The 15,417-nt window shown below is 70.9% G+C and carries 14 protein-coding genes; 9 read left to right on the top strand and 5 right to left on the bottom strand.

The genetic code is table 11. The features are described 5' to 3' along the window. The first annotated feature begins 102 nt into the window (after positions 1-102). The 5 genes from QSK31_RS32335 to QSK31_RS32315 all read left to right on the top strand — a co-directional run bounded on the left by QSK31_RS32335 (position 103) and on the right by QSK31_RS32315 (position 7,564). Positions 103-240, top strand: coding sequence for a hypothetical protein (locus QSK31_RS32335; RefSeq protein WP_285688454.1), 138 nt, complete (start codon positions 103-105; stop codon positions 238-240). Positions 241-566: 326 nt separating this feature from the next. Beyond that, positions 567-4,235 (top strand): hypothetical protein, encoded by a 3,669-nt coding sequence (locus QSK31_RS32330; protein ID WP_285688362.1) that lies wholly within the window; start codon positions 567-569, stop codon positions 4,233-4,235. Next, positions 4,235-6,001, top strand: coding sequence for an NHL domain-containing thioredoxin family protein (locus QSK31_RS32325; protein ID WP_285688361.1), 1,767 nt, complete (start codon positions 4,235-4,237; stop codon positions 5,999-6,001). Before QSK31_RS32330 ends, QSK31_RS32325 begins: the two co-directional genes overlap by 1 nt. A 54-nt stretch (positions 6,002-6,055) precedes the next feature. Next, complete coding sequence (gene trhA / locus QSK31_RS32320) at positions 6,056-6,733, top strand: PAQR family membrane homeostasis protein TrhA (RefSeq protein ID WP_285688360.1); 678 nt, start codon at positions 6,056-6,058, stop codon at positions 6,731-6,733. Between the two features lie 30 nt (positions 6,734-6,763). After that, a complete protein-coding gene (locus tag QSK31_RS32315) occupies positions 6,764-7,564 on the top strand; it encodes a transglutaminase-like domain-containing protein (protein WP_285688359.1) in 801 nt (266 codons plus the stop codon). Between the two features lie 360 nt (positions 7,565-7,924). Here QSK31_RS32315 and QSK31_RS32310 read toward each other — a convergent pair whose 3' ends face one another. After that, positions 7,925-8,077: a hypothetical protein gene (locus tag QSK31_RS32310; protein WP_285688358.1), complete on the bottom strand. Its 153-nt coding sequence runs from the start codon at positions 8,075-8,077 to the stop codon at positions 7,925-7,927. Positions 8,078-8,251: 174 nt separating this feature from the next. Beyond that, positions 8,252-10,282 carry an MMPL family transporter gene (locus tag QSK31_RS32305; protein WP_285688357.1) on the bottom strand — a complete coding sequence of 677 codons (2,031 nt, stop codon included), beginning with the start codon at positions 10,280-10,282 and terminating at the stop codon, positions 8,252-8,254. Between the two features lie 53 nt (positions 10,283-10,335). Here QSK31_RS32305 and QSK31_RS32300 point away from each other — a divergent pair, with 53 nt between their 5' ends. Next, positions 10,336-10,824, top strand: coding sequence for a MarR family winged helix-turn-helix transcriptional regulator (locus QSK31_RS32300; RefSeq protein ID WP_285688447.1), 489 nt, complete (start codon positions 10,336-10,338; stop codon positions 10,822-10,824). Here QSK31_RS32300 and QSK31_RS32295 read toward each other — a convergent pair. After that, complete coding sequence (locus tag QSK31_RS32295) at positions 10,809-11,177, bottom strand: winged helix-turn-helix transcriptional regulator (protein WP_285688356.1); 369 nt, start codon at positions 11,175-11,177, stop codon at positions 10,809-10,811. The two genes, QSK31_RS32300 and QSK31_RS32295, sit on opposite strands and share 16 nt — an antisense overlap. Before the next feature lie 111 nt (positions 11,178-11,288). On the opposite strand from QSK31_RS32295, the gene QSK31_RS32290 reads away from it, so the two are divergent. Next, positions 11,289-12,116 (top strand): SDR family oxidoreductase, encoded by an 828-nt coding sequence (locus tag QSK31_RS32290; protein WP_285688355.1) that lies wholly within the window; start codon positions 11,289-11,291, stop codon positions 12,114-12,116. Between the two features lie 62 nt (positions 12,117-12,178). Here QSK31_RS32290 and QSK31_RS32285 read toward each other — a convergent pair whose 3' ends face one another. After that, on the bottom strand, positions 12,179-12,457 hold the full coding sequence (locus QSK31_RS32285; protein ID WP_285688354.1) for a DUF6458 family protein: 279 nt from the start codon (positions 12,455-12,457) through the stop codon (positions 12,179-12,181). 115 nt (positions 12,458-12,572) lie between these two features. Here QSK31_RS32285 and QSK31_RS32280 point away from each other — a divergent pair, with 115 nt between their 5' ends. Then, on the top strand, positions 12,573-13,091 hold the full coding sequence (locus QSK31_RS32280) for a SixA phosphatase family protein (protein WP_285688353.1): 519 nt from the start codon (positions 12,573-12,575) through the stop codon (positions 13,089-13,091). 28 nt (positions 13,092-13,119) lie between these two features. Here the strand turns inward: QSK31_RS32280 and QSK31_RS32275 are convergent, their stop codons facing one another. After that, on the bottom strand, positions 13,120-14,976 hold the full coding sequence (locus tag QSK31_RS32275) for an acyl-CoA dehydrogenase (protein WP_285688352.1): 1,857 nt from the start codon (positions 14,974-14,976) through the stop codon (positions 13,120-13,122). Positions 14,977-15,260: 284 nt separating this feature from the next. On the opposite strand from QSK31_RS32275, the gene QSK31_RS32270 reads away from it, so the two are divergent. Beyond that, entirely contained in the window at positions 15,261-15,410 is a 150-nt protein-coding gene (locus QSK31_RS32270) for a hypothetical protein (protein WP_285688351.1), read from the top strand. The last annotated feature ends 7 nt before the right edge of the window (positions 15,411-15,417 follow it).

The following is a 15,417-nucleotide window of genomic DNA, read 5'->3' as shown; positions in this document are numbered from 1 at the left end:
CGAATCGTAGGCGAGTGCTCGGGATCACCATCGAATTGTTTGGTTCCTCGTCTTGGGTGGGCGCACACTAGGGGTGCACCTAAGACGAGGAAGTGAGCACCCGTGAGCATGATCGACCGCATCCGCCGCCGCCGCGTTATCTCCCGTGAGAACCGCGCTCTCGAGCGCGCGTGGCAGTCGGCTCCGACCCAGTCCATGCGCGACGAGATCGCGATCTTCGCGCAGCGACGCTTCTACTAGACCGACCTGTCCCCCAGAGAGGCCCGCCCGGTTCCCACCGGGCGGGCCATCTTTTTTCGGGGTTCCGATCTGTACTGAATGTGACGCCCATGGACGTACACCGGAGTTCCGACTAGCCGCAACGCCCGGTACGGTTGGGCACGGTCGCCAGCCCGGTCGGTACCGTTCGGGGCCGCGACCGGGATCGGCGCCCTCTTCCCCGCGGGCCGACGGTCTCGCACGGCAAGGCCGGTCGATGGGCGCGGTCACGTCGGTGTGCGCGCACACCGACGGGGTAAGCGCCCTCGCGATGCTGTCCGGCCAGAAGTCGATTTCAGGAGGCGGATATGACGTCCGAGGGGCACCACGCCGGTCGGCAACCGGCCGAGGCCACGTCGGGCAACAGCGGTCCGGGCCCGGACGGCTTCCCGCCCGACTCCGACGGCGAGCGCGAGCCGCACACCTACGGCCCGCCGCCGCAGAGCACCCCGAACGGCGGGTCGCCCTTCGTGGTGCCTGCCGTCCCACCGCCCGCGAGCAGGTCCTTTCCCGAGGCGCCCGGCAATCGCTACGGCGTGCCCACGGCAGGTCCCGCGGCCGGTTCCCCGGCTGCCGACGAGCCGGACGAGCACCCGTACCGCTCCGGCGCGCGGACCGGTGACTACACCGGCTTCGCGGCCGGTTCGCCGCACCGTGGCCAGGGCCAGCCTGCTGACCAGCGGCCCTTCGGCGACCAGCAGTCCCGGGTTCCCGGCGCCACGCTGACCCACCTGTCAGACGGCACCTTCACCCCGCAGGGCGACCAGGGCACCCCGCCGAGTGACCAGGGCATGCCATCGCGCCAGCCCGGTTCCGGACTCGGCGGCGGACAGGCCGGCGGCGAACTCCCGGTCCGCCAGCCGTCCGCGGACTCCCCTTTCGGCCCGCCCGCCGGCGACTCACCCTTCGGCCCGCCCCCTGGCGATTCCTCGTTCGGTCCGCCGCCCGGCGATTCGTCGTTCGGCCCGCCGCCCGGCGATTCCCCGTTCGGGGACTCCTCGTTCGGTCCGCCGCCGGGGTCCGGCTCGCCGTTCGGCGGGTCGTTGCCGCAGCGCCAGCCGCAGGAGCCGCCGCAGGTGGCCGACGGTGGTGGCCCGCTGCCCCAGCGCCAGCCGTCCATGCCCAACCAGGTGGAGTCGTTCTCCGGTTTCTCGAACGCCAGCCGCCCCGCCGACCCCCCCAAGCCCGGCGGTGGTGTGTTCGGTCTCACTCGCCGTGGTGAGGGACCGCCACCGAGCGGATCCGCCTTCGACTCCCCGGCTACTCCCAGTGACCAGCCGTCCGCCGGCGGATCACCTTTCGGCCGCCCCGGCGGCACCGTCTTCGGCGCGCCCAACGGCGCCGACCCCGCAGCCGACGACCAGTCCAACAGCGACGGACCGTTCGGTCCGCGGCCCGGGAACGCGCCCGGCGCGGGCGCGCTCTTCGGCCAGCGCCCCGGCGACGACGGCCCCGGCTCCTTCGGCCCGCCGCCCCAGTCGCCGTTCGGTCAGCGCCCCGGCGACGGCTCCTTCGACCCGCCGCCCGCTCAGCCGCCCTTCGGTCAGCGTCCCGGCACCGACGACCAGTCCGCCGACCAGGCGTCGCCCTTCGGCGCGCGGCCCGAAGACCCAGCCGCCACGCCTTTCGGCCCGCGTTCCGAGCCGGCCGCAGGTTCTCCCTACGGCCCGCCGCCGAGCGGTTCGCCTTACGGTCAGCCGCCCAGCGATTCGCCCTTCGGCCCGCCACCCAGCGGTTCGCCCTACGGCCAGCCGCCCAGCGATTCGCCCTACGGCCAGCCGCCCAGCGATTCGCCTTACGGCCAGCCGCCCAGCGATTCGCCTTACGGCCAGCCGCCCAGCGATTCGCCTTACGGCCAGCCGCCCAGCGATTCGCCTTACGGCCAGCCACCCGGCAGCGAGGCCGCGTCGGCGTCACCGTTCGGACCCCGCTCCGGCGAGGGCCAGCAGCAGCCGTTCGGTGCCGCCCCCGAGCCCTACGGCGCGGGCCCCGCATCTGAACCGCCTTTCGGTGCTCACCCGGGCCCGTCTTCCGGCGGACCCTTCGGCAACAGCCCCGAGCCCGCGTCCGGCGGCCCCTTCGGCACCCGCCCCGGCTCTGAGCCTGCGTCCGGCGGCCCCTTCGGCACCCGCCCCGGCGGCGAGCCCTCGTCCGGCGGCCCCTTCGGCACCCGCCCCGGCAGCGAGCCGTCCTCCGACGGCCCGTTCAGCGCCGGCGAGTCGCCTTTCGGTTCCCGCCCGGGTGACGAGCCCTTCGGCGGGCGCTCCGAGGAGCAGCCCTTTGGTGGGCGTCCCGGTGACGAGCCCTCGTCCGGGTCGCCGTTCGGCGCACGGCCCGGTAGCCCCGAGTCCCGTGGCGGCCAGCCCGGCAACACGTTCGGCGCTCAGCGCGTACCCGGGGCCTCTTTTGCCTCGAGCGGACCCCCCACCCCGCCGTCGGGTGCCCCCGGAGCCGACCCCTACGACGCGCCGCCCGGCTCGCCGGCGGCCGCTGCCGGTGGCGCGTTCCCGGCAGGCGCGTCCTTCGCCGCCGCGCCGACCTCGGGCGAACCCCGCGGCGTCCCGCAGCCGCGCGACTCCAGCGGTGTTCCACAGCCGCGCGACCCCGGCGGTGTTCCGCAGTCGCGCGACTCTGCCGACCAGAATGGCCCCGCCAAGGGCAGCGCACGCCCGGTCTCGGCCAGCGCTTCCGTCCCGGTGAGCGGCCAGGCCGTGTCCCGCGAAGAAGTCCCGCAGGCCCCGGCTCCGCAGGCCCGGGTGTACGGCCGCCCGGCCGCGCCCACCCCGCCGGAGGACGACCAGCCGCAGGACGACGGCGCCTGGCCGTGGGACAAGCGTTCCAAGTCCGACCCGGAGGACCAGGCGGGCCCGGCCGGATCGCCGGACCACGGCATGTACCAGCGCCCCGGCGGACCGCCGTCGGCCGCGCCGCAGTCGCCGGGCCAGGGCTTCGGCCAGGCACCGGGCCAGGGGCCAGGCTTCGGCCAGGCACCGGGCCAGGGCTTCGGCCAGGCACCGGGCCAGGGGCCGGGCTTCGGCCAGGCGCCAGGCCAGGACCCCGGCTTCGGCCAGGCGCCAGGCCAGAGCCAAGGCCAGAGCCAAGCGCCCGGAATGGGTCAAGCTCTCGGGCTGGGACAGGCGCCCCGACCTGCGGCCAGCGCCCGGGTCACCCCGCCGAGCGGCCCGCCGCCGGGTCAGCCGGATGCGCCGCCGAGCGGTACTCCGTACTCGGAACACACCACCGACGTGGCCGGTCGCGGCCGACCGGCCGGACCACCGCCGGGCCTGCCGCACAACCCGGCCGGACCGCCGGGGGCGCCCGACCACTACGGCGAGCACACGACGGACATCTCCGGCCGCGGCCAGCAGTACGTTCCGCCGGGCGCCCTGCCGCAGATGCACGCCGCTCCGCCGCGCGTGGACGGCTTCCCGCCGCCCGGCGCCCAGCCACCCCCGCCGGGGATGGAGGGTGACCGCCCGCGGATGGGTGGCGTCTACCCGGGACAGTCGACCTCGGGCACGGTGACGCCACCGGGACCGGAGCAGACCACCAACTGGCCGACGCCGGCCGGGTCGGTGCCCGACGACGACCAGGGCCGCTTCGAACAGTTCCGGCCCGAGGCGGAGGCCGCGGCCAAGCCGGACGCGCCCGCGCCGGGCAAGGTGCGGATGTTCCCGATCGTGCTGATCGTGGTGCTGGTCTGTGTGCTCGGCCTGGGCCTGGTGTTCGGGCTGGTCTACCTGTTCTCGGGTGGCGGCGACGACGGCGCCGGCGCCGGGTTCGACGTCAAGGCCGGCGAGTGCGTGAAGCGGGACGGTGACGAGGCGGTCAAGGCGACCTGCAGCGACTCGGGCTCGTTCGAGGTGGTGTCGGTCACCGACGCCAAGGAGAAGTGCGCCGATCCCGGCCAGCCGTACGTGCTGAACCCGACCAGCGACGGCCGCTCCCAGGTCCTCTGCCTCAAGCCTCGCAGCTGATGGCGATCGAGCTGGGCCCGCGAGTGCGGGCCCCGGAGCTGCGTGGCCGCGGCTGGCTGAACACCGGCGGCGAGCCGGTCACGCTGGCCGACCTGCGCGGCAAGATCGTCCTGCTCGACTTCTGGACGTTCTGCTGCATCAACTGCCTGCATGTGCTCGACGAGCTGCGGCCGCTGGAGCAGAAGTACGGCGACGTGCTAGTCGTGATCGGCGTGCACTCGCCGAAGTTCGAGCACGAGCGCGACCCGGAGGCGCTGGCCGCGGCGGTGGAACGCTACGGCGTGCACCACCCGGTGCTGGATGACGTCGACATGACGATGTGGCAGCAGTACGCGGCCAAGGCGTGGCCGACGCTCGCGGTGGTCGACCAGCGCGGCTACCTGGTCGCGTCGATGGCCGGCGAGGGTCACGCCGAGGGCCTGTCCCGCCTGATCGACGAGCTGGTCGCGGAGGGTGGGCTGCGGCACGGTGATTCGCCGTACGTGCCGCCGGCGCCCGCCGACACGATGTTGCGTTTCCCCGGCAAGGCGATCGAGTTGCCCGGCGGCAACCTGCTGGTGTCCGACTCGGCCCGGCACGCGATCGTCGAGCTCACGCCTTCCTTCGACGAGGTGCGCCGGATCGTGGGCGGCTTCGCCGAGCCACAGGGGCTGTTGCTTCTTCCGGAGAAGACCGCGGAGGTCGCCGGGTACGACGTGGTGGTCGCGGACACCGTCAACCACCTGTTGCGCGGGCTCAAGCTGGACACCGGCGAGGTGATCACGGTCGCGGGCAGCGGGAAGCCGTGGCGTTCCACGGTGGACGATCACGCGCACGACGCGTTGTCCGCCGACCTCTCCTCGCCGTGGGACCTGGCCTGGTTCGACGACAAGGTGATCATCGCGATGGCCGGCATCCACCAGTTGTGGTGGTTCGACCCGGTCCGTCGTACCGTCGGGGTCTATGCCGGAACCACCGTCGAGTCCCTCCGCGACGGACCTCTCCCGGATGTCTGGATGGCGCAGCCGTCCGGCCTGTCCGCGGCCGGCGACCGGCTGTGGATCGCCGACAGTGAGACGTCCGCGCTGCGCTGGATCGAGGACGGCGAGTTGCACACCGCGGTCGGCCAGGGCCTGTTCGACTTCGGCCACGTCGACGGCCCGGCTGCCGAGGCGTTGCTCCAGCACCCGCTCGGGGTGGCCGCGCTGCCGGACGGCGACGTGCTGATCGCCGATACCTACAACGGGGCGATCCGCCGTTACGACCCGTTGTCAAAGGCGGTCTCCACGATCGATTCCGGCCTTTCCGAACCCAGCGACATCTTGGTCACGACGGCCGGTCAGGTGCTTGTCGTCGAGTCCGGCGCGCACCGCCTCGTGCGGCTGGCGCCCGGCGCGGTGAGCAGCCAGGTCAGCGGCGAACGGCACAAGACCGAGCGTCCACCGTCGTACCTGGCGGCCGGCCCGGTGACGCTCGACGTGATCTTCACGCCGGCGCCCGGCCAGAAGCTGGACGAGCAGTTCGGCCCGTCCACCCGGTTGACCGTCTCGGCCTCGCCGCCGTCCCTGCTGGTCGAGGGCGGAGGCGTGACGACGCAACTGAACCGCCGCCTCGTTCTCGCCGAGGGTACGGGCGTGCTTCAGGTCGTGGCCCAGGCCGCCACCTGCGACGCCGACGTGGAACACGCCGCCTGCCACCTCACCCGGCAGGACTGGGGTGTGCCGATCGTGGTCGGTTCCGACGGCGATGTCCGGTTGCCACTGGTCCTGCGCGGCCTTGACGCATGACTATGTGACTTAGCCCTACTTGCAGGTAACCTACGCCAACGTAACCTGGATTGCGTGACCACTTCCGCGCCCTTCCGGATGAAGCCTGCCGACCTCGGCAAGCCGCGGCTGCGCGGCCGGCTTCACCAGTACGCCTTCTTCGTCGCGCTGGTGTGCGGCATCGTGCTCTGCTCGATCGCGGCGACCCGGCCAGGCATCGCCCCGTTCGTCAGCGTCCTCATCTACAGCATCACGGTGTGCGGCCTCTTCGGCATCAGCGCGCTCTACCACCGCCGTGTCTGGTCCGAACGCGGCTACCAGATCATGCGCCGCATGGACCACTCGATGATCTTCATTTTCATCGCGGGCACCTACACACCGTTCTGCGTGCTGCTGCTTCCCACCTCGCAGGCCGTGCTCACGCTCAGCCTGATCTGGGGCGGGGCCCTCGGCGGCGTGGCCCTCAAGACGATCTGGCCGCACCTGCCCCGCTGGGCGAGCGCGCCGCTCTACCTGGCCCTGGGGTGGGGCGCCGTGGCGATCATGCCGCAGGTCCTGCGGAACGGCGGCGTCGTCCCCTTGGTCCTGCTCTGCGCCGGCGGCGTGGCCTACAGCGCCGGCGCGGTCTTCTACGCCCTGCGCCGCCCCAACCCGTGGCCCACGGTCTTCGGCCACCACGAGTTCTTCCACGCCTGCACGCTCATCGCGGCCATCTGCCACCAGATCGCGATCTACTTCTCGCTGTACGCCTGAACTGTCGTACCTCTGTCCTAGGGTCGTCGCATGGACTTCTATCGACGTCACAGTGCGGTGACCGACCCCGGCGCACGCAGCGCCCTGTTCCAGGGTCTGCCGTCGGATCTCACCGAGCTGGCCAGGGTGATCGGCGGCGTGATGGTCCACCGCGACTGGACGGCGGCGTTCGGTTTCACGCTGCCGTCGTCACGCCGGTCCGAGGCGGACACCCGCGATGTGGCGGCAATTCTCGGCCACCTGGGCACGCTGGCGCCCCGCGCGCCGGAGAAACGGTTCGCCGGGACGTGCCGCGACTTCGCCGTGCTGCTCGTCTCGATCCTGCGTTCCCAGGGCCGCCCCGCTCGCGCACGCGCCGGCTTCTCGACTTACTTCGCCGACGGTTTCGCGGACGACCACTGGGTCGCCGAGATCTGGGCGGACGACGAGTGGCGCCTGGTCGACGCGCAGATCCTGAGCGCCGACCCCGGCACCTACACCGACCACAAGGTCGACCCACTGGATGTGCCCCGAGACGGTTTCCTGGTCGGCGGCCAGGCATGGCAGGAGTGCCGAGCCGGCACCCGAGACTCGTCCACGCTGGGCGTCCATTCCGCCGGCCTGAGCGGCATGTGGGAGATCCAGGGCAACGTGATCCGCGACCTGGCCGCCCTCAACTCGGTCGAATCCCTCCCCTGGGACAACTGGGGCCTCATCCCGATCCACTACGACGAGTTGCCGGCCGCTGATGTCACCCTGCTGGACTCACTCGCCGCGGTAAGCGCTGCCGGCGGGCCGTTGGAGCGGGCGCAAGAGGCCTACCACAGCGATCCCCGGATCCCCCGGCCCTGACCCGAATCCGCTCGCCTACCCTGGCCCGACCGAATCCCTCCGCCTGCCCCCGGCGTGATCCGGATCCCTGGCCCGACCCAAACCCCTCGCCTAACCTCGGCGCGACCCAGATCCCTTTGGCCTCACCGGATCCCTTTGGCCTCTCTCGGATCCCGAGGCGCGGCGCCGGTCCCCTTGACTGCCCCGGTTCCTCGTAGCCCAACCCGGATTCCCCTGGCCTGGCCAGGGATCGCGGTCCGAACGGGTCGCCCTCATCTCGTCGGGCCGCTCGGCCGTCTCGAGACGCCTTCTCGGGTCAAGCCTGGTGCGGCGGGGCTTGACCCGTCGTCCGTGCCGGCTTTGCTGATCGGCTCGCATGCCTTACCGGTCGCCGCCGAGCAGGAGACGGCGTTCTTCGGCTTGGCGCACGCGACGGGCTACCTCACGCGATCCGCGTGGCCGCGCGTCGCGCCGGCGGCGGTGGGTTGCAGAGCCGTTGAGCGATTCGGCCAGTCGTTCGAGTTCGCTGTTCATGCGCAGTCCCTCGCCCAGAATCCGACGTGCACGACGAGGCGTGCCCGTGCCGGTCGTGGCGACCGGCACGGATCACGCTGGGCCCTCACCGAAGGTGAAAGTCAAGCCCTGACGGCAACCCACCTCCATGATCAACCTGTCCTTCCAGGTCAGGCGGGCCAAAAGCGGCCAGCCTCAGCGGGACTCGGCGTCGGCGAGATCCGGCGCGGCGGGAGAAGCCGTCGTCGGCGAGGGCACGGCAGGCCGGGCGGGCCACCAGAACCGATCCCCGAGCAGCAGGGCCAGAGCAGGCACCACAATCGTCCGGACAAGAAGCGTGTCGAGCAGAACACCAAGGCCCACGATCACCCCGATCTGGGTGAGGACGATCACCGGCAGCACTCCCAGAACGGCGAATACCGCCGCCAGCAGGATGCCCGCCGAGGTGATCACCCCGCCGGTCGCGGCCAGCGCGCGGAGGGTGCCGGCCCGGGTATCGCGCCGGGCGGACGTCTCGTCGCGGGCGCGGGTGACCAGGAAGATGTTGTAGTCGACGCCCAGCGCGACCAAAAACAGGAAGCTCAGCAACGGCACGCTGCTGTCCAACCCGGGCTGGTCGAAGAACGTTCGCAGCACGACCACCGCCGCCCCGAGGCTGGCCGCATAGCTCGCCACCACCGTGACCAGCAGCAGGACCGGCGCCACCAGCGACCGCAGCAGCAGGATCAGGACGAGCAGCACCACGCCCAGGATCAGCGGCACCACAACCCGGTCGTCGCGCAGGTTGGCGGTGCGTTCGTCGAGGTCGGCCGCCGGCTGACTGCCGACCAGCGCATCGGGCAACGCCGAGCGCAGGCGCTTGACGGCGGTGTCGGCCGCCGGGGTGCCGGCGTCGTCGGTGAGCTGCACCGTCACCTTGGTCAGCGTGCCGTCGTCGGATTTCTCCGGCTGCAGCACCGCCGCCACGCCGGGCACCGTGCGGGCCGTACCTAACGCCGCGTCCAGGTCAGGCGAGTCGACGACCATCACCACGGGCTGGGCGGCGCCGGCCGGATAGTGCCGGGACAGCGTTTCCTGGCCGGTCACCGCTTCGACTTTCGTACGGAACTGCTCGGTCTGCGCCAAACCGATGTCGATCTTGGTGAGGCCCAGCGAGCACACGCCGAGCACCGCGATCGCGGCCAGCAGGACGGCGCCGGGGCGGTTGCCGACGAACCGGGCGACGCGCGACCACACCCCGGTCTCGGTCGGGTCCGCGCTGCCCACCCGCGGCACGAGCGGCCAGAACACCCCGCGCGGTAGCAGCACCAGCGCGGCCGGCAGCACGAACAACCCGAAGGCCAGGGCCACGAGTACGCCCGTCGCCGCTGCCACGCCGAGGGTCCGGTTGCTGGTCAGCACCGCCGCCAGCAGCGTGGCCAGGGCGAGAACGACGGTTCCGGCGCTGGCGACGATGGCGGGGGCGGCCGCACGCCACGCCGCGGTCAACGCTTCGCGCCGGGAGGGCGTACGCCGGAGCTCTTCGCGATAGCGCGAGACCAGCAGCAACGCGTAGTCCGTGCCCGCGCCGAAGACCAGCACCGACACGATCCCGGCGACTGACGCGTCGGTGCGTTCGCCGACCAGCCGCGCGACCCAGGGCAGCAGCTTGGCCACCACCTGATCGCCCAGCCCGATGACGATCAAGGGCACCACCCACAAGATCGGGCTTCGGTACGTGATGAGCAGCAGCACCGCGACCACGGCGGCGGTGGCGATCAGCAGCGTGACGTCGGCACCCTCGAAGGCGGCGGCGATGTCCCGGCCGAACGCCGCCCCGCCGGTGACCTGCCCGGTCAGGCCGGCGGGCAGGTTCGCCGCGCGTACCGACGCTCTGATCTCGTCAACCGACTCACGTGACGGCAATGTGACGGGCAGGAGCACCGCCTTGCCGTCGGCCGAGGGCACCGCCCGGGACTTCAAGGAGGCGCTGAGCGACGTCACAACGGCGTTATCGGCGCTGGTCAGCGGCCCGGAGCTCCGCTCGAGCACCACGATGGCGGTGAGGACCCGGCCGCTGGGGAAGCGGTCGGCGAGCGCGGTGACCTCGGTCGCCTGGGCGCCGGCGGGCAGGCCGTCGGTGGGCGAGGCGTCGGGCTGGGAGGGCGAGAAGGCGAATGCCAGCCCGGTGATCAGGATGGTGGCGAGCAGGATGAGCCCGGCACCGATCCGGCTGAGGAACCACATGCGCGCGTCCAGACCCTTCCACCGTCGAAATATTCGATGATGGAAAAGATATGATGTCGGCCGTGCCGCGGCAACCCGAACGCGATGAGTTACTCCGAGACCTGATCGACGCCCTGCGCGTCTTCACGGTCGAGAGCGACGTGTTCGTCGACACGTTCGCCCGGCGGCACAGCCTGGGGCGCACCGATCTGAACGCGGTGATGTGGATCAGCACCGGGGACGCCGCCGGCCACCCGATCACGGTCGGCGAGCTCGCCCAGCGTCTCGGCCTGAGCCCGGCCGCGGCGACCGCGCTGGTGGACCGGCTGGAGGCGGCGGGGCATGTGGGGCGCACCCGGGATCCGCGCGACCGCCGCCGGGTGACGGTGACCATGCATGAGCCGGCGCGGCAGGTGGCGGCCGACTTCTTCACGCCGCTCGGGGCTCGCATGAGCGCGGCGACGGCCGACCTCGAGCCCGAGGACCTGGCGCGCGCGGTCGCGGTGGTGCGCCGGATGACCGGTGCGGTGACGGCGACCCGCGAGGATCAGACGCTGTCGTAGGCGGCGCGGGCGGTCAGCACGTCCTCGATGTGTGTCATGGCCCACTTCTCCAGCTCGGCGACCAGCCTCAGCAGGCTCTCGCCCAGCCGGGTCAGCGCATAGTCCACCCGCGGCGGGACGACGGCGTGCACCGTACGCGTGACCAGACCGTCCCGTTCCAGAGCGCGCAGCGTCTGGGTCAGCATCTTGGGGCTGATGCCCTCGATCTGGCGTTGCAGAGTCGTGTAGCGCTGCGGGCCGTCGGCGAGCAGGCTGACGACGAGCACGCTCCAGGTGTCACCGATCCGGTCGAGCACCTGGCGGCTGGGGCAGTCCTTGGCGAACACATCGGGTTGCACCTGCACACTATCCATCAGGTACGTATAGCACTTCAAGGTGCCCACTACCCAACGGGAAGTGATCTCCGACCTGGTCGGTTATCAGCCTAGACATCGTTCACCCCGAAAGACCGTAGGAGTTTCGAGATGACCATCGTCGTCACCGGCGCCACCGGACCATTCGGACGTCACGCCGTCGAGTCGCTGCTGGCGCGCGGCGTGCCGGCCGACCAGATCGTGGCCACCGGTCGCAAGATCGAAAAAATCGCAGATCTCGGCGTACGCGTGCGGCACGCCGACTACGACGACCCGGCGACGCTCCGGGCGGCGTTCGAGGGTGCCGAGAAGGTGCTCTTCGTCTCGGGCAGCGAGCCCGGCAAGCGCGTCCCGCAGCACCGCAACGTCGTCGAGGCGGCCAAGGCGGCCGGGGTGTCGCTGCTGGCCTACACGAGCATCGTGAACGCGGGCACCTCCGACCTGATCCTGGCCGGCGAGCACCAGGCGACCGAGCAGCTGATCGCCGAGTCCGGTCTGCCGCACGCGTTCCTGCGCAACAGCTGGTACTACGAGAACTACGACTTCGCCGGCGCCGTCGAGAACGGCCTGTTCGGCGCGTCCGGCGACGGCCGGATCAGCGCCGCGGCCCGGCCCGACCTGGCGGAGGCCGCGGCGGTCGCGGTGATCAACGGTGAGGCCCGGGTGTACGAGCTGGGCGGCCCCGGATTCACGCTGCCTGGCCTGGCCGAGGAGATCTCGAAGGTGGCCGGCAAGCCGGTGACGTACACCGACCTGTCGCCGGAGAAGTACGCCGAGTTCCTGATCGGGGTGGGCCTGCCCGAGGGCGGCGCGGCGGTCCTGTCCGACGCCGACCGCGGCGCGGCGCTCGGCCAGTTGGAGACCAGCCCGGCCGACCTGGAGAAACTGCTCGGCCGCCCGGCCACGCCGGTGTCCGACGCGATCCGAGCTGCCCTGTAGAACGAGCTCGCTGCGTATAGGTAAGCAGAGCGGCTCTGCTTACCTATACGCACCAGCGTGACTCAGGCGCCGTACCCGGGGGGCGGCGGCGGGTCCTCGCGGCGGACGGTGCGGACCTCGTCCACCACCCGGCCGTCGCTGCGGATGACCGGCTGCGACTGCTGCACCACGGTCCGCCGCCGGCTGTTCCAGAACCACACGGTCACGATCAGCCCGACCAAACCGGCGAGCATGAGTACGTAGCCGACAACGTTGATGTCGAGGCCGCTGATCTCCGCGTTGACTGCGAACGCGAGAATCGCCCCCAGCGCGAGTAGGAAGATGCTTCCGCCGATGCCCATCGGGCCCTCCTAGGTGGATGCCGCCAGGAGTGGTGGGCGGCACGGTGTTGCACGGTCATACGTCGATGGCGTGTTTACCCCGGCGACCGAATCCTCAATCAGGCAAGCTGATCAGATGACGGAAAAGCGGACGCTCGTGCTTCTGCGCCACGCCAAGGCGGAGACTCCCGGTGATCAACTCGACTTCGACCGGAGGCTCACCGAGAAGGGCACGGCGGACGCCGACGCGGCCGGGGCGTGGCTGGCCGACGAGGGCATCGTGCCGCGCCTGGTGATCTGCTCGCCGGCCGCGCGCACCCGGCAGACCTGGCACGGCGTGGCCGTCGCGCTGGCCCAGGCGGCGCCGTCAGCGACCTCTCCCGAGGTGCACTACGAGAGCGGGCTCTACGAGGGCGGCCGCACCGAAGTGATCGACCTGCTACGCAGAGTCACCGACGACGTCACCACCGTCCTGTTCGTGGGCCATAACCCCACAATGTCCGATGTGTCCGTCCTGCTGCGACCAGACGACGAGGACCTGGACTTCACCGGCCTCAAAACCTGCGGCCTGGCCGTACACCAGAATCGGGGTCTCTGGTCCGAGACCCAGCCCCAGTCGATGGACCTGATCAAACGCCACACGGCCCGCGGATAGAGATCCGCGAGCCGTGTGAAGAGCTAGATCAAAAAGCTTCTTCGGGGAGATCCATCAGGTCGAGCGTGGTGTTCTCGATGATGCGGCGGTCGGCGCCGATCCGCGGGAGCACCTCGCGGGCGAAGAAGCGGGCCGCCGCGACCTTGCCCTCGTAGAAGTTCTTGTCGGCCGGCTTGACCTCGCCGCCGAGCGCCTTCAGGGCGACCTCGGCCTGGCGCATGAGCAGCCACGAGACGATGACGTCGCCGAGCGCCAGCAGGACGCGACGCGACGTCAGGCCGACCTTGTACAGCTCGCGTTCGTCGCCGCCCTGCGCGGCCGCCAGCCAGGTCATCGTGACACCCAGGATCGTGTTGAGCTCGCCGAGCGCCCGGCCCAGCGCCAGCCGCTCCTCCTTGAGCTGCCCGTTGCCGGCCTCGGACTCGATGAAGCCCTGCATTTCGGTGGCGAGCGTCGCCAGCGCCTGACCCTGGTCCCTGACGATCTTGCGGAAGATCAGGTCCAGGCTCTGGATCGCCGTCGTGCCCTCGTACAGCGTGTCGATCTTGGCGTCTCGGACGTACTGCTCGAGCGGGTAGTCCTGGAGGAAGCCGGAGCCACCGAACGTCTGCAGCGACTCGTGGCTGAGCAGTTCGTACGCCCGCTCCGACCCGACGCCCTTGACCAGCGGCAGCAGCAGATCGTTGACCTTGCTCGCCGCCTTGGCCGTCTCGATGTCCCCGGCCGCCTGGGCGATGGCCACCTTGTCCTGCCAGGTGGCGGTGTAGGCGACCAGAGCGCGCAGACCCTCCGCGTACGACTTCTGCAGCATGAGCGAGCGGCGTACGTCGGGGTGGTGGGTGATCGTCACCCGCGGAGCGGCCTTGTTGGTGTTCTGCACCAGGTCGGCGCCCTGAACCCGGTTCTTCGCGTACTCGAGCGCGTTGAGGTAACCGGTGGACAGCGTCGCGATCGCCTTCGTGCCGACCATCATCCGGGCGTACTCGATGATCTCGAACATCTGCCGGATGCCCTGGTGAACGTCGCCCAGCAGCCAGCCTTGGGCCGGGGTGCCGTGCTCGCCGAAGGTCAGCTCGCAGGTGTTGCTGACCTTGAGGCCCATCTTGTGCTCGACGTTGGTGGCGTAGACGCCGTTGCGCTCGCCCAGCTCACCGGTCTCCGGGTCGAAGTGGAACTTCGGCACGATGAACAGCGACAGGCCCTTGGTGCCCGGGCCGCCGGCGCCCTCGACGCCGACCGGGCGGGCCAGCACGTAATGGATGATGTTGTCGGTGAGGTCCTGCTCACCCGACGTGATGAAGCGCTTGACGCCCTCGATGTGCCAGGAGCCGTCCTCCTGCGGGATAGCCCTGGTCCGCCCGGCGCCCACATCCGAACCGGCGTCCGGCTCGGTCAGCACCATCGTGGCGACCCACTGCTTCTCGACGAAGAGCTCGGCCCATTTCTGCTGCTCGGGGGTGCCCTCCTCCTTCACGACGCGCGCGAAGGACGGGCCGTTGCCGTACATCCAGATGGCCGGGTTGGCGCCCAGCACGTTCTCGGCGAGAGCCCACCAGAGCGCCCGCGGCGCCGGCGTTCCACCGATCGAAGTCGGGAGGTCCAGGCGCCAGAACTCGGACGCCATGAACTTCGCGTACGCCTCCTTGAACTCCACCGGCAGCGGAGCGGTGTTCGTCGCGGCGTCGAAGACCGGCGGATTGCGGTCGGCGATCGCGAAGCTGGGAGCAAGATCCTCCCGCGCCATCCGGTTGACCTCGTGCAGGATGTCCCGCGCGGTCTCCATGTCGATCTCGTCGTAGGGCGCCTGCCCGAACGCCTTGTCGGCCCCGAACACCTCGAAGAGGTTGAATTCAAGGTCGCGCAGGTTGCTCAAGTAGTGAGTCATGTTGCTCCTGGCCCGTCTCCCGGAACGCGAGTTACCCGTCAGTAACACACACTGTATTACCCACGGGTAAAGGCGACAAGCGGCCAGTCGATCTGTGACCAAGACCCGCCCTGGGGGACGGACTCCGTCGATCCGCGAGCTAAACGTCTCCGATCGGGTGGGAAGCGGGACAACCGTTCGGCCATTTGCAAGCTGCCGCGCCGTAGGTGACGTATCGACCGCCGGATCGACTCGTTGCTCCGTTTGTACGTGAGGGACGTACGCCCACGGCCCAGGAGGTCATAGTGTTCGCCACGATCAAGAGCCTGATTCCGGAGCCTCGCCAGGCCGACCAGCCGCGCAAGTACGTGGGTAAGCACCGCCAGCCCGAGCCCGTCCCGGCACCCGATCCCACCCCCGAGCCGACCGCCGAGACCCAGACCGCGACGGTATGAGGACGGT

The sequence above is a fragment of the Actinoplanes sp. NBRC 103695 genome (assembly GCF_030269485.1).
In the GTDB taxonomy this organism is placed as follows: Bacteria; Actinomycetota; Actinomycetes; order Mycobacteriales; family Micromonosporaceae; genus Actinoplanes.
This window is presented reverse-complemented; position numbering and strand designations above follow the sequence as displayed.

Excerpts from the sequence above, each read along its gene's own strand:
- QSK31_RS32330 (WP_285688362.1), top strand. The coding sequence starts at position 567 with ATGACGTCCGAGGGGCACCACGCCGGTCGGCAACCGGCCGAGGCCACG.
- QSK31_RS32325 (WP_285688361.1), top strand. The coding sequence starts at position 4,235 with ATGGCGATCGAGCTGGGCCCGCGAGTGCGGGCCCCGGAGCTGCGTGGC.
- QSK31_RS32315 (WP_285688359.1), top strand. The coding sequence starts at position 6,764 with ATGGACTTCTATCGACGTCACAGTGCGGTGACCGACCCCGGCGCACGC.
- QSK31_RS32310 (WP_285688358.1), bottom strand. The coding sequence starts at position 8,077 with ATGAACAGCGAACTCGAACGACTGGCCGAATCGCTCAACGGCTCTGCA.
- QSK31_RS32305 (WP_285688357.1), bottom strand. The coding sequence starts at position 10,282 with ATGTGGTTCCTCAGCCGGATCGGTGCCGGGCTCATCCTGCTCGCCACC.
- QSK31_RS32300 (WP_285688447.1), top strand. The coding sequence starts at position 10,336 with ATGTCGGCCGTGCCGCGGCAACCCGAACGCGATGAGTTACTCCGAGAC.
- QSK31_RS32295 (WP_285688356.1), bottom strand. The coding sequence starts at position 11,177 with ATGGATAGTGTGCAGGTGCAACCCGATGTGTTCGCCAAGGACTGCCCC.
- QSK31_RS32290 (WP_285688355.1), top strand. The coding sequence starts at position 11,289 with ATGACCATCGTCGTCACCGGCGCCACCGGACCATTCGGACGTCACGCC.
- QSK31_RS32285 (WP_285688354.1), bottom strand. The coding sequence starts at position 12,457 with ATGGGCATCGGCGGAAGCATCTTCCTACTCGCGCTGGGGGCGATTCTC.
- QSK31_RS32280 (WP_285688353.1), top strand. The coding sequence starts at position 12,573 with ATGACGGAAAAGCGGACGCTCGTGCTTCTGCGCCACGCCAAGGCGGAG.
- QSK31_RS32275 (WP_285688352.1), bottom strand. The coding sequence starts at position 14,976 with ATGACTCACTACTTGAGCAACCTGCGCGACCTTGAATTCAACCTCTTC.